This window comes from Desulfopila sp. IMCC35006 (assembly GCF_005116645.1).
Classification (GTDB): domain Bacteria; phylum Desulfobacterota; class Desulfobulbia; order Desulfobulbales; family Desulfocapsaceae; genus Desulforhopalus_A.
Window position 1 is genome coordinate 539,206 of the sequence record NZ_SWCM01000001.1, and the last position, 13,763, is coordinate 552,968.

Below are 13,763 nucleotides of genomic sequence, written 5' to 3' on the forward strand. Positions count from 1 at the left end.
CAATATACACTGGCTAACATGTAACCGTACAACAACCTGAACGAATAACGACTATGAAAATCCGAAAAAACCTATTATTGCTTGTTATGGGAGGCGGTATTGTTTCTCTTCCTGGTGCCGTTCTGGCAACGGAAGTGGGAATGGGCTACGGCAGAGATATACGCAACAGTCTCGATCTGGAACAGTATGAGATGTTTGCTCGGCAACCACTGCCGTATACCACCGACCTGGGCAATATCGGCACCCTGTCTTCGGCCGTAGAAATCGGCGCTGCATTGATCCACTATTACGGAGACGACGATGCGGTGACCGGAAGATTTTCGGCCATGCCCATGGCCATTTTATCCCCCCACGAAAACATCAATATTCTCGCAGGAATTGGCGCCGGTTTCATGGTAGGACAAACCCGGTTCGGTGAGCACTACCTGGACGGACCGATACTGTTTAATGCAAAAATAGGTGTGCAGATAGTGCTCAGTGAAAGCTGGGGCATAGAATATACGTTTTATCATCAATCCAACGGTAGTATATATGAGCATAATAACAGCCTCAACATGAACCAGCTGGCAGTGACTTTTCGTTTCTAGCGTCCCGTCCCATTATGACGACCGCTCACAGATTGGCCGACCGGCTATGCCTATAAAATTGTTAACGGGCCTGCGGGAACACAGCGCACAAAGCCTGGCAAGAGCTGCACATATCGACGACAGCTCTTGCCATCGTGTCGGACAGCAGCAAAAAGAGAGCAAGCGATGCTCATCCTGCTGATTGCCCTGGAGTGCGCCGGTCTCGCTCTCATTCCACATGTGCTTCTGTCCGGCAAAAGATCGGTGTCAAAGCTGACATGGATCAGTTTTATCCTCTTCTTACCGGTTTTGGGCAGTATCGGGTATCTTCTGATCGGCAATGACCGGGTGCGTCGGCGTCGCTTCAAACGTCGGGCCAGTCGACGCCAGCACACCGGCCAAGACCCGCAGTCCTCCAGCCACTTCACCGGGCAAAACCAGGAGGAGCGGGACGTATTGTCCACCCTCTCCCAACTCTGCAGTCAGCCTGTTACCACAATCACCAAAGTCGATGCTTATTACAACGGCAGGGAATATTACCCGGCACTCATTCAGGCAATACAGGAGGCTACCCGGTACATCCACATTGAAGTGTACCTGTGGCACAACGACGAAACGGGCCGGAAGATCCTGACGGAGCTGACCAACGCCGCCAAGCGGGGCATAGAAGTACTGGTGCTGGTGGATGAGATAGGCACCATAGAAGTGAGTGAACGGTTCTTCTCGCCTCTTCTTGCGGCCGGCGGAAAATTTTCCTGGTTTTACACGTTTCACCCCCGGCGCAACCGCTATTTTTTTAATCTTAGAAACCATCGAAAACTTCAGGTGATCGATGGACGTCTGGCTTTTATCGGCGGCATGAATATCGGTCTGGAATACGAGGGACTGAATCCTGCCATCGGCGAATGGAAGGACCTGCAGATCAGGATCGGAGGCGATGTGGTGAACCACCTCGACGACGTGTTTCGTCATGACTGGTATTTTGCCACCGATATGGAGGTATCCAGCCAACACCAACCTGACGTCCTGCAGAAACAGGATACCGGCTGTCCAGCGGTGATAATTGAAAGCGGCCCGGATTCCAACTATGGCATCGCGCTCACCAGTCTGCTGGCAATTATCAACTCATCGAGCAGACAGCTGGATCTCTTCACACCGTACTTCGTACCTGAACCCTCGCTGATCAGTGCCCTGCAGATAGCCGTTGCCAGGGGGGTCGTCGTTCGGCTGATGATCGCCAAAAAAAATGATTTCCAGTTCCTGATCGACATCGGCCGCTCCTTCTACGATGAACTTCTCGCGGCGGGCGTGCACATTTATGAGTATGACCTTTGCATGCATCACGCCAAAATGGTCATGGTCGATGGGACATGGATCAAGGTAGGCTCAGCTAATCTGGATGCCCGGTCGATGTATTTAAATTTCGAGCTGGGGGTTTTTTTTAAATCCCCGGAGCTGTGCCGGATCATAGCCCTTTATACGGACAAGCTGTTCATCGACTCAGTCAGGGTCGACCGGGAAAAGTTTGCCCAGCGCTCGCTGTACCAGCGTTTAAAACAGGGATTTCTCGGCTTGTGGGCTCCGATCCTTTAGGCGAAAAGGAGCGGCCACTTTTACTCTATACGTTCTTTCGCCGTTTGCAGCGCAAGCTCTTTATTCCTGGTAAACAGCTTCCATTTTATTGGCGAGGTATGAATACCGGCCTTTTTATCGTGACCTCGTGCCAGATACCAGTGGCCAAAACGTTCGACTGTGGCAAAGGGATGCTCTTCCGTACAGAAAAGACCACATGGATTGTTTTCTTTAAAAAAGATCGTTTCATCCGGATCTTCATCATAGGACATATTTTTAGGCAAATCGATCTGCGATACATCGACCTTCTCCGCCTCTTTCTGATCCAGCCACTCTGAAATATTCATTTACACCTCTCAAAGATTCATGAAACTATTCTTGCAGCAGGCTCTCCCCCTGCTCTGGAGTTCGCGACATGCGGGCCTGATCGCGCAGCTGCAGTGCTTCGCTCTCCAGGCTGCCTTCCGCTTCGGTGGTTATCTGTTCCTTACCGGCTTTGGACCGAGATAGTTCTTTTGCAGGGTCCTTCACCGGCCCGGCGGTTGTCGAGGATGTCTCCATATGCACCGGAACACCGTCCGGGAAGATTATTTCTCTGGCCTCATCCGGCATCGATATATGCTCTTTTTCAAAGGACTGTTTCACCAGCCGGATCAGCGAGGACTTTACCTTCATGCCATTGTAAGAGGAGCCGTCATACCAGAAATAGATAACCAGATTCACTGTCGCCGAGCCGAGCCGGTCAACCAGAACCAGCGACTCCGGCTCACGCAGAACTGCCGGGTGATCGTTCAGCACCTGCAAAGCGACCTCCTGCGCATGTGAGGCATTGTTCTCGAAGCCGATGCCGACCTCGAACATTTCCCGCCGGTTGGGATTGGCCGTATAATTGCGGATAATACTTTTATACACGATGGCATTAGGTATCTGCACGTGATTGCCGTCCGGATTCATCAAGACAGTACCGCGGGTGGTCACCAGTTCGACAACACCTAAATTTTCGCTGATCTCGACCAGGTCACCGATCCGAAATGGATTCCGCATACTGATCAGGATACTGGCCAGATAGTTTTCCAGGAGATCGCGAAAGGCAATACCTGCCACCAGACCGGCAATACCGGTACCACCGAGAACCGTGCTGGAAAGCCCGGAGAGCCCGGCCACCTGCAACGCCAGGTAAAAGCCCAACAGGAAGGCCAGAATGCTGACAACCCTGGCCGTCACATCCGCCAGCAGCAGGTTCAACCTTGCCTCTAACACTTTTCGCAACCCATGGGCGGTAAGTTTTGCAAAGAGTACGGCAATCATCAGGACGATCAGCCCCAACCCGAATCGGGGCAAGCCCTGGAGAACTGATTCCCATAAAAGGCTGACCTCTTTGATTGCCGGATACATGTTCCACGGTGAAGGCTGGGCAACTTCTATACGGTTCACCACGGCCACGACATCCATAACTTTCCCGGCGAGTGCTCCAGCCCACAGGCGATTGTCTGTCGAGTCGGTTCGCCCATCAAGAAACACCACCCCTTCTTCAACCTTTACCACGATATCAGAAAACCATCCGGTTGCCTTAAGAATGGAGGTCAAACGCTGGTTTATGGCCTGGTCGTCGGCGAGAGGTTGGACCTTAATCTGTTCACTAGCCGGCAGGTTCTGATCACCAGAGAAAGCCGCATCTCCGCTGACTGTTTTTTCCGTCTGGGCCGAGACAGCAGGACAAAGTGTTATGCCGACAATACAGCTGCACACAAAAAGCGTCAGGGTGCAAGACACAATTCTAAAAGCCATGAGGCATCGCATACGGACCTTCCCGGTCGTCAAATTGATTCAGCACCGCCAGCAAGACCTGGTGCCGCTGCAAGACATCCTCTTTATCGTTTCGTTCCGGCAGTGCCTCCCGGCTGGTACGTAAAATCATGTTTGCCTGACGATGGATGGCTTTTCGCTGCTCGGGAACAGTTGTCTGGCCGGAGATCATTGTCAACATTTCGAGCAGGCGTATGGTCACGGCAACGCTCGTGCGGCCGTACTGACGAATTTGATCAAAGGCAGCATTCAACATTCCCGCGTAGTCAAATGTCTTGATGACCAGGCGAAGCCTGCCCTGGTCATCAAAGCAGTTTTCTCCGGCCGACTCTCTTTTGGCAAGAAAACTCAGCGCGGAACCGAGTTGATCAATACAGTTTATTGCCGTGTAGGGGTCGTTGATGCCGGGAGAGAGCGCACGGATGGCAATCTCGACCAGCTGATGAATTGAATATTCCGCATCCTGCTTTGGCGTTCGCTGTTCACCGATTATAAATAGTTTGCTGAGCACTCTGGTAAGATCATCATCTCTTTCCTTTTCACTGCTGACATTCGCCAGGGGACTGCCGGTGACGACAAATTGCCCCGCTTTCATGAGGACACGGATGAGAAAGTCATTTTCTGTCGCCATCTGCAGAAGCCTGTCATATTCAATTGCCTGGATATAACCATTCTCAAGAGCGGGAATAGAGTACGTATGCAAATGCGCGACATTGTCTTTTTGCAGGTTGACGATCGGACCGGTGATATCCCCGGACTCTTGTATCAATTCGTCGGCAAATATGCGTCGGATGCTTCGCTGGAGTTCTCTGCTGACCCCCGCAATTACCTCGTCAGCCTGAATCGAGGTGGCAATATGATGAATGAAATAAATCAACACCCCGACATTGAGAAAAGCCAGGACAACAGCAAAGGTGACGGAAAAACTTGGCACAAAAGAATCTTTTCCAACGGTATCCACCGAACGGAGCACGAGCAGGCAGTAAATAAAACTGGAGACGAAGGTGCCAAGCACAAATTGCGTGCCCCTGTCCTGCATGAAGTTGCGCAGCAGGCGGGGGCCGAACTGCGAGGAGGCCAGATTGAGAACAACAATGGTAATGGAAAAGGTAACGCCGGCAACGGTCATCATCGACCCGGCAATGGTTGATAGAACCGAGCGTGCCCCTTCCGGACTGACCGCGTACATAAATCCGTAGAAGCGCAGAGAATCAAGATTCAATTGGCGATCAAGAGTCACCATGGCAAACGAGAAGACCATTGCCGCGCATACCATCAACACCGGGATAAACCAGAAACTGCTTTTGAGCGACTCCAGGAAAATGCTGATTCTCGTTTTCATATCCAGGCCATAGCGCGAGGTAAGACGTTTGCCAAAGCAGCCGGTTAAGGCTGTTTGAGCAAACGGAGTTGGGTTTTGTCCCGAGAGACGTTACCTGATGGTTTTTGGTCCGAAAAGAAACCAGGCAATGAGACCGATTACCGGAAGCAACAGGACGATAACCGTCCATAATACTTTCGTGCCGGTGGCCGCGCCACTTTGTAGAATATTCACAATTGCCCAGATATCGGCAATGAGAATGATGAGGCCGAAGATTCCGTTGACTTGGAAATTCATGATTCTCTCCAATTGCTTGCGCTTTTCCTGCTACGAAGACTGACGGGCCAGGGCGGCTGCCCTTGCCAGGGCTGTCGCCATATCCGGCAGGTGGCTGATATCGGGGACTACCTGGATGTATTGAACGATTCCTTTCTTATCGACAAGGATAACAGACCTTGCGAGCAGACGGGAACCCTCGACAAGCAGGCCGATCGAACGGCCAAAAGCCCCTTCCTTATAGTCTGAGAGATACTGGATGTCCTCCAGTTTTGCTTCTTTGGCAAATCGCTTTTGCGCAAACGGCGTGTCTCGACTCACCGTAATCCGTTTCACTGTCGGGGGCAGTTTATCCCCCTGTTCACCAAGATAATGGGTTTGTGCTTCACACACTTTCGTGTCAATCGACGGCACGATACTGAGAAATAAAACGCTGCCGCGGTAATCATTGAGGTTGAGTGGTTTCATGGTTGCGGCATCTACCAGCGCTGTATCCGGCAGTTTCTGGCCGACGGCGATACCGGTGCCAGTTAAAGCCAATATCTCACCCTGCCTGGAGACCTGCGTTCCAGGAACAGCACTCATTGTATCTATGGGGAGTGGGGGCTGCTTTGCCGTACAGGCACCAAGTAACAACAGAAGCGTAAACGCCACTGGAAAAAAGAGAATCCGATTTATCATAGTTTTCCTCGTATAGAGCTGTTTGAATGTTCTTTGATAGCCGACACCGATGCAGCCTGCCCCTGTTTATGGAACAATAAGGACCGGACAGTAGATGGTGTTGAGCACTTTATGGGTGACGCTGCCGAGAAACAGACCGGCAATATCCGAATGGCCATGGGAGCCCATGACTATCAGATCGTATTCCTTGGATTGAGCGAACTTGGCCAGTACATAACCTGCTGCCCCTGACAGAGTCTCAACTGTATATTCAACTCCTTGACCTTCGAAAATCCCCTCAGCTCTTTTCAGAACGCCAAGAGCCTCCTCCCTGAGTCTGGCCTGCAGATCCTTGACCAGCAGTTCCGGTACTTCCGGCATATTGCCATGCCATTCATAGCAATTAATGATAGCAACGTGAGAACCAAACATTTTCGCCAGATCGAGTGTATATTTGGCAGCATTTACGGAATGACTGGAACCATCAAAAGGAAGAAGAATTTTGTTAATTTTCATGCTGGGCCTCCCGTGCAAAGAATGGAATGTATAAGAATATTCTCTAGCCAGCCGACAGGAACACTATAATACCTGGAATGGCTTAATCAAACGGATGGGGAAAAATATGTGAGGAATCTATCTTTCCAGATGAAGAGCATGATAGAGGGGGATATGGAGCCAGATTTTCATTGCACGATTAATATTTAAAACTATACTCATGACATCATGAAGTCCTGATAAACGGGAGAAGCCCGGGATTCGGTCACGAGTCTTTCTGAGAAAGCAGAGCAAACTCCGTTACGGGCAATACAATACTCATCTCTGGTTTATATCATGTATCAAGAGGTCCTGAAATTCTGGTTTGAAGAGATCAATCCAGCGCAATGGTGGACGAAAGTAGACGAATTCGATCACCTGATCGCCGAGAGATTTTCCGCCATCCACGCCAGGGCAGTCCGGTGCGAACTTTATACCTGGCGGGAAAGCGCCCGGGGAAGACTGGCGGAGATTATTGTACTGGACCAGTTTTCCAGAAATATGTTCAGAGGCTCCCCCCTGGCCTTTGCCAATGACCCGATGACCCTGGTACTCGCCCAGGAGGCTGTTGCCCTGGGTATAGACATGATCCTCACGCCTGTCGAAAGAGGTTTTATCTACCTGCCGTACATGCATAGCGAATCGAAGAAAATCCATGCGGTAGCGGAAAAATTATACCGCCAGAACGGCAGTTCGTCCGGGTTGGCATGGGAAATGAAGCATAAGGCGATAATCGACAGATTTGGCCGCTACCCGCATAGAAATAGTGTTCTGGGGAGAAAATCAACTGACGAAGAACTCATTTTCCTGCAACAACCAAACTCCGGCTTCTAGGTCCGGTTACGGCGGTACGCTTCACGGGGGAGCACTGCAGACATTGGCGTACTCTGCGCAACAATGCGCTGAAAATATTTTTCATGTCTACGCAATAAGACATTCTGTCAAACACTCAAAAAGGAGAAATCAATGGACAAGTGGGTATGTACAATTTGTGGCTACGTTTACGATCCGGAAAAAGGCGATCCCGACAACGGAGTAAATCCCGGCACCGCATGGGAGGACGTTCCAGGTGACTGGTTATGCCCTATATGCGGTGCGTCCAAGGACGATTTTGAGAAAGAAGCATAACCGCGGCGTGGCCGGGACGCCCCGGTAACTGAAAAATACTTTTCAAGCCGCCAGCAGTGGGTTATCGAACTTGAAATGATATTCCATGCTCGGTAACCCCATTATTGCCATAGCCGTGGGTATTCCACGTGGCCTGCATTGGCTGTTCTTTCCCGTTGGTATCTGTGGCACGGGACAAAACCGTATACGAACCGGGCTGCGAAACGCTAAACACATACTGCCATTGCCGCCACGCAAAGGGTTCATCCGGCCCGAGGAAGGTCGCTGTCTGCCATGTCGCACCGTTATCCGTTGAAATATCGACCTTCGCAACAGTCGATTCCCCTGCATAGGCGGCTCCCAGGATGGTGATATCGCCGACCGGAAACACCGCATCTCCTTCCGGCTGGGTAATGATTGATTTCAAACTGATTTCAGTGACCGGCACACCGGTTTTTGGATCCTGGCCCTTAGCAAATATCCGGTACACATTGTCCATGAAAAACCCCTGATACGGTTCGCGCATAAGGGTTATCGTACTCAGCCATTTAACGCAGTTGGCCCCGGTCCACCCCAGCGCCAGCGCCCGCAGGGGAAAACCGTGTCTGAGCGGCAGAGGTTCACCATTCATCTCGTAGGCAAGCAAAGTCGTGGACAATGCCTTTGCCATCGGTATACTGCGGACGAACTTGATCTGCGCCTTGCCTAATGGTTTATCAAATCCTTCAAAGGCGACATGATGGGTATCTGCCTTAATTTCTGTTTTTTCGAGCAGGTCCTTCAACCATACCCCACCCCAGACCGCGTTGCCCACCCCGCCTACTGTCCAGGGGTTACCCGAGGCTTTCTGTGCAAGCAGGGAGCGGCTGTTGCCTGAACATTCGAGGGTATTGGCGACAATCGCCTTTGGCATACGCAGCAAAGTTTCATAATCGTAGATCAGCGGGGTCTGCACATTGCCCCCAATGGAAAGTCGCCATTCAGACAGGTCAATTTCCTTATCCGGTATCTCCCCCTGGTTTCGGTCAAAAAAAACTTTATTGGCAGTTATCCACGAAGTTAAATAGCGTTTGGGGGTCTCGGCATTAAGGGGTTTTTCGCTCATAACACGTTTGGATTCACTCATCTGTATCCCTCCATTAATAAGCCAGATATGCGGCGAGAAACTGATCGAAATTGACTGTATCGCCCGCTTCAAGCAGCTGTTGTTTTCGAACTGACTCTTCGGCTGCCCCGACCAGGTCCTGCAATACGGCAGCATCCGCAGTCAAACCCTGAAAGAATTCTTTGTGTGCCCGGCTTTGTTGTAAAATCCACTCGGTATATCCTAGGCCGGTTTTCTGCAAGGCCGACAGCACCCGGGCAGATGGCGTCAAATCCGGGACTTCCAGTTTACGCATTTGCTCATCTATCGCCATGGTGTAATCCTTTGTCCGATGCACCCGATCAAGCAGCTCTCCGGTCATTTTTATCTTCTCGATCAATGCCCTGCCAATCCCTGCAAGGGTGTCCTCCCCCCGGGGAGTGACCAGCTGCAATCCTGGTTCGCGTCCCCTGGTCAGTACTTTTTGCATGTTGTCGGTCACCATCCGGCATTCAGCCGGACAGAGAACTGCATCGCTCATGAACAGGCAGCTGATGAGAAAAGCGTCGAGAAACAGAGTCTGCCGGCGGTCAATACCCACCGGCAGGAAAGGATTAATGTCCAGGAGCCGGACTTCTATATACTCGACACCCTTTGCCCGCAGGGCAGCAAGAGGTTTTTCTCCTGACCGGGTGCCCCTTTTCGGCCGGATGTCACTGTAGTATTCATTCTCAATCTGCAGGATATTGCTGTTCAGCTGCCGATAGTGCCCGTCGACTTTGACACCTATTTTCTCGTAGGGCGGATAGGGGGTATGAAGCGCTTTATCAATTGAGGCGATAAACGTATCCAGGTGATTAAAACAGATATTCAGCGAGGACTGCGCTTTGGTTGAATAACCAAGATCGCTCATCCGCAGCGAGGTCGCAAATGGCAGATACAATGTCCTGTCACCCATGGAATGCAGGGTATGGGATTTCCCATGCAAAAAGGAAGCATCCACCGCCGGAGAAGCGCCGAAGAGATAGAGGAGCAGCCATGAGTTGCGGCGAAAGTTGCGAATCATTTTGAAATAACTGGACGACCGAAAAGATTGCAGCGAATCGCTCTTGCCCTGTTGCTCTTGAAACGAGAGCCAGAAGTCATCGGGCAGCGAAAAATTATAATGAATACCGGCGATGGTCTGCATCATTTTGCCGTACCGGTGCTCAAGGCCGACCCGGTAGAGATGTTTCAGCCGGCCGACATTCGACGAGCCGTATCGGGCGACGGGGATTGCCGCGGCATCCGGTATATGACAGGGCATGCTTCCCGCCCAGATGAGTTCTTCATCCAGTTGGCCATAGCTGAAATGATGCAGGTTTTCCAGAAACTGTACTGCGGCCGCGCCGTTAACAAAAGCCGGGGTCACAAATTCGAGAAGGGCTTCAGAAAAATCGGTCGTAACAGTTGTATTGGTCAGGGCCGAACCAAGTCCCGCAGGATGTTCTTTTTGCGACAAATGCCCCGAATAGTCGACTCGCAGGCCCTCTTTTTCAATACCTCGCAAGGCACCTTCTAAAAGCGGGCTGGTGCCTGTTTCCACCAGTCGCTCCAGTTGTTGTTCCAGGTTGGATTCCAATGTTTCGCTCGTATTATTTATAATCAGATGACAGCCGGTCCAACGGGAACGCAATTCCCGCTTACCGGATTTAACCGTAAGGGATATATCGCCGGGGGGGCTGCGTCAAGCACAGAGATGCCATCCCCTGCAACAATCATTTTTAAAGCTTTACCAAAGATAAGTCGTTTGACAGGATAAACACGACGTTTTATCAGTATTTTTTGTAAACGTCCGACTGCCCAGAATCAATATGCACACCGCACATATCCGGTAATAGCGAATGCCAGCAGTTCGGCCGCTTGAGAAAACCTCGCTTTAAAACAGTCCCACTCTATATTTTACAGGAGATACTTCATGAAGCTTTATTACGCTACAGGTGCCTGCTCTCTGGCGCCGCATATCATTCTCCGGGAAACCGGACTGCCTTTCCAGCTGGAACGCGTCGATTTAGGCAAACATCAACTGGCCAATGGCCAGGATTATTACCAAATCAGCAAGCGGGGCCAGGTGCCGCTGCTGGAGCTTGACGATGGCCGGAAGATTACCGAAGGACCGGTGATCAGCCAGTATATTGCCGAGCAGGCCGGGCGCAAAGACCTGCTGCCGCCAAGCGGTGAGCTGGAACGATACCGCGTGCTCGAATGGCTGAACTATATTTCATCGGAGCTGCACAAGTCGTATTCGGTGTTGTTCAACAAAGAGCAGCCGGATGAGGCCAAAGCAATTACCCTCCGGGCTCTACGTAAAAAATACGAGTGGGTGGCGCAACAGTTGCGCGGGAAAGACTATGTAATGGGCGACACTTTCACAGTAGCGGATGCATATCTTTTCGCGGTGACCAATTGGGCCAAAAATTTTGCCCTCGATCTCTCCGACCTCGAACCAGTCCTGGCATTCCAGCAGAGGGTCAAAACCAGGCCCGCCGTGCTCGAAGCGCTCAAAGCCGAGGGCCTTGACGCCTGACCCCGGTACACGGGAAAATGTTCTGCAAGCTCCACAAAGGACATTTTCCCGGGTTTTACGATATCTGCGGCTATCGCCGAGAAGCAACCAGGCGGAGCTGCAGACTGATCACATCAAAGACCTTGTGCATACCTAAATGCTCAAAAAACCGGGAAGAGCCATAAATCACCTGCCATTTCGTCCGGTCAATATCAAAATGGGCCTCCAGGACCAGCGAATCATCGTCAAGGCGAACAACGGTGGCGTCAAACGCAAGGTCAGCTGCAACCCCTCGTAATTGCAGTTCGCCACTGACATGGTAATTGATGGCAGTCAACCAGCCGGGTTCGATGCGCCGGGCTTTTTTGATGGTAAGAACCGCTTTGGGGAACAGTTGGGTAAAGAAAAAATCGTCAGACCGAAGATGGCTTTCCAACACTGGCTGCAAGGCATCCCCCTGCAGATTTTTGTTATGGATGGTAGTCATGTCAATTTCAATCACTCCGGAGAGTAGACTCTCTTTGACGAAAAGCTCGCCGGCGGCTATATCCACGGTACCGAAATGACGGGAATTGGGATTGCGTCCCACCCACTCCACCCCGCTTGCCGCAGGGTCCAGCCGGTATTGCCCGTCAGATAATACCACCGTCGTCTGGAGGTCCTCCTGCCGATCGGTTGCCTCACCTGCCAGTTCATAACCGGCCTCGCACCATGCTTCCAGTCCTCCATCGAGATACGACACGTTTTGATAATCGGCCCGATCCAGCTTTTCAAGGGCAACAACGGCATCCCGGCTGCGCCTGCTCGAGCCATAAACAACTATCGGCCGTTTTTTGTCTGCCACGAAACCGGCAAGATCATCGAGGAAGGAGACCTGAAACACGCAACTATTCTCGGCGCCAGGGATGTGACGGCCGGCAAAATGTTCGGGCGACAACAGATCTATGACAACCGTGTCTGGTTTCTCGGTTAAAAGGGTTTGCAAAGCATCGACGCTCACTCGATTCTGGTCAAATTTTGAAGTCATGGCTTTTCTCAGTTAAATGAATTTGATATGTTTTCCTGTCATCCGCCCGGATTGCTCTTGCGGCACTGCATAAAAGGGATGTTTTCCATGCAAATCGCTTCATCAATAGCGAACTGTAACCACAGGACATTGATCAGGCCAGGGGCCATTATTATTTACGCCAACGACCAGCAGACGAGTCAGCAAATTTTGTACTTCTCCCGGAGCATCCGGGACAGGTGACTGACCATCGAAAAGGCGTTTTCTACTGTTTTCCCCTTGTCTGGATTGACCAGGCAGCATGTCGCCGGCGACAGCAAACTCTGAGCGATTATCTGTTCCATATCCACACCTTTTTTGCCGAGATACTGCCAGATGCCTTCCAGTTTCGGGATGAGAAAGCCGAGGCTTTCCTTGGCGAACATCTCATAGCCGGTCGGCACAATTCCCCAGACCAGCACCCCGCCCCGGTCGAGAAATTTCTTAATCGACCCGGTGCAGGCAGAAAAAATTTCCGCATTGGTGTAGATATCCAACGAGAGAATATCCATATCCAGATTAAGGAGGAAATCCCAATCCGGATTGCCGCAAAGATGGATGCCCCGGGGGCCGTCGATCATGGCGAAGAAATTATCCAGGTCGGCTTTGGCTTTCTGCTCGCCGTAACCGGACATCGCCGAAAAAATAAATTGCAGTCCGGGTTCGTCTATGAACATGAAGGCATTGGGATTACGCTCCTTTAATCTGGTGAGCTGAATATTAATTCTCTTGGCCATAAATTCCATCAAAAAGGGCCTGATGGTATCGTCAAAGAGGATCGGGCGATCATCCTGATCAAGAACATTAAACCCAAAACTGATGGGACCTTCGAGCTGACCGCGAATAGCCGGCCGATCAGCAAGATCGCGATGTAAAAAGTCGTGATAGACCACAGAATATTTTTCGCTTATATCAAAGTACGCCGGGTCCTCAAAGCGGCTCATGGTTTCTTCAAATTCATCAATGAATTTCGGCATGGAAAAGCGCAGCGTCCTGTTTTCCACGTCCAGCACAATACCTGGGAAATGTTCGGCTGCCTGGACGTACATATCTTCGTAATAACTGAAATTTGGCAGTTGCGGCCAAAAGGGGACATCCAGTGAGAGGGCGAGATCAAGCGCCTGCTGCACATCAGTCTGCGGCATTACGGCCATTGCCGTGGTCAAGAGATTTCCGGGTATGGGCATGAGCAGTTCTCCTCTGGTGATTGTTTTCTGGCCAGCGTATATTGTGACCATCCGCCTGCC

At 51.2% G+C, this 13,763-nt stretch carries 15 protein-coding genes; 5 read left to right on the top strand and 10 right to left on the bottom strand.

Translation table 11 applies throughout. The features are described 5' to 3' along the window. Positions 1–53 precede the first annotated feature (53 nt). Together FCL47_RS02415 and cls are read left to right on the top strand one after the other, a co-directional pair. Complete coding sequence (locus FCL47_RS02415) at positions 54–587, top strand: acyloxyacyl hydrolase (RefSeq protein WP_136811854.1); 534 nt, start codon at positions 54–56, stop codon at positions 585–587. 165 nt (positions 588–752) lie between these two features. Beyond that, positions 753–2,159, top strand: a complete 1,407-nt coding sequence (cls, locus tag FCL47_RS02420; protein WP_136811855.1) for a cardiolipin synthase — start codon at positions 753–755, stop codon at positions 2,157–2,159. A gap of 20 nt (positions 2,160–2,179) precedes the next feature. On the opposite strand, the gene FCL47_RS02425 is transcribed toward cls, so the two are convergent. The 6 genes from FCL47_RS02425 to FCL47_RS02450 form a co-directional block, all read right to left on the bottom strand. Next, on the bottom strand, positions 2,180–2,485 hold the full coding sequence (locus FCL47_RS02425; protein WP_136811856.1) for a hypothetical protein: 306 nt from the start codon (positions 2,483–2,485) through the stop codon (positions 2,180–2,182). Between the two features lie 25 nt (positions 2,486–2,510). After that, complete coding sequence (locus FCL47_RS02430) at positions 2,511–3,926, bottom strand: mechanosensitive ion channel family protein (protein WP_167496331.1); 1,416 nt, start codon at positions 3,924–3,926, stop codon at positions 2,511–2,513. After that, entirely contained in the window at positions 3,916–5,286 is a 1,371-nt protein-coding gene (locus tag FCL47_RS02435; RefSeq protein WP_136811858.1) for a DUF2254 domain-containing protein, read from the bottom strand. Before FCL47_RS02435 ends, FCL47_RS02430 begins: the two co-directional genes overlap by 11 nt. A gap of 90 nt (positions 5,287–5,376) precedes the next feature. Next, positions 5,377–5,562 carry a PLDc N-terminal domain-containing protein gene (locus FCL47_RS02440; protein WP_136811859.1) on the bottom strand — a complete coding sequence of 62 codons (186 nt, stop codon included), beginning with the start codon at positions 5,560–5,562 and terminating at the stop codon, positions 5,377–5,379. Between the two features lie 30 nt (positions 5,563–5,592). Further along, positions 5,593–6,222 carry a peroxiredoxin gene (locus FCL47_RS02445; protein ID WP_136811860.1) on the bottom strand — a complete coding sequence of 210 codons (630 nt, stop codon included), beginning with the start codon at positions 6,220–6,222 and terminating at the stop codon, positions 5,593–5,595. Between the two features lie 66 nt (positions 6,223–6,288). Continuing rightward, the gene (locus FCL47_RS02450) at positions 6,289–6,717 is read right to left on the bottom strand and encodes a universal stress protein (protein WP_136811861.1); all 429 of its coding nucleotides are present in this window, start codon (positions 6,715–6,717) and stop codon (positions 6,289–6,291) included. Between the two features lie 315 nt (positions 6,718–7,032). On the opposite strand from FCL47_RS02450, the gene FCL47_RS02455 reads away from it, so the two are divergent. Beyond that, complete coding sequence (locus FCL47_RS02455; protein WP_136811862.1) at positions 7,033–7,569, top strand: DUF924 family protein; 537 nt, start codon at positions 7,033–7,035, stop codon at positions 7,567–7,569. A gap of 132 nt (positions 7,570–7,701) precedes the next feature. Further along, positions 7,702–7,863, top strand: a complete 162-nt coding sequence (rd, locus tag FCL47_RS02460; RefSeq protein WP_136811863.1) for a rubredoxin — start codon at positions 7,702–7,704, stop codon at positions 7,861–7,863. A 61-nt stretch (positions 7,864–7,924) separates the two neighbouring features. Here rd and FCL47_RS02465 read toward each other — a convergent pair whose 3' ends face one another. Beyond that, positions 7,925–8,968: a sulfite oxidase gene (locus tag FCL47_RS02465; protein ID WP_167496332.1), complete on the bottom strand. Its 1,044-nt coding sequence runs from the start codon at positions 8,966–8,968 to the stop codon at positions 7,925–7,927. A gap of 13 nt (positions 8,969–8,981) precedes the next feature. Continuing rightward, positions 8,982–10,547, bottom strand: a complete 1,566-nt coding sequence (gene gshA / locus FCL47_RS02470; protein ID WP_136811865.1) for a glutamate--cysteine ligase — start codon at positions 10,545–10,547, stop codon at positions 8,982–8,984. Between the two features lie 336 nt (positions 10,548–10,883). On the opposite strand from gshA, the gene gstA reads away from it, so the two are divergent. Further along, positions 10,884–11,492, top strand: a complete 609-nt coding sequence (gene gstA / locus FCL47_RS02475) for a glutathione transferase GstA (RefSeq protein WP_136811866.1) — start codon at positions 10,884–10,886, stop codon at positions 11,490–11,492. 70 nt (positions 11,493–11,562) lie between these two features. Here the strand turns inward: gstA and FCL47_RS02480 are convergent, their stop codons facing one another. Both FCL47_RS02480 and FCL47_RS02485 read right to left on the bottom strand, forming a co-directional pair. Then, positions 11,563–12,498, bottom strand: coding sequence for a YceI family protein (locus tag FCL47_RS02480; RefSeq protein WP_136811867.1), 936 nt, complete (start codon positions 12,496–12,498; stop codon positions 11,563–11,565). A 179-nt stretch (positions 12,499–12,677) separates the two neighbouring features. Further along, positions 12,678–13,703, bottom strand: a complete 1,026-nt coding sequence (locus FCL47_RS02485) for a hypothetical protein (protein WP_136811868.1) — start codon at positions 13,701–13,703, stop codon at positions 12,678–12,680. Between the last annotated feature and the right edge of the window lie 60 nt (positions 13,704–13,763).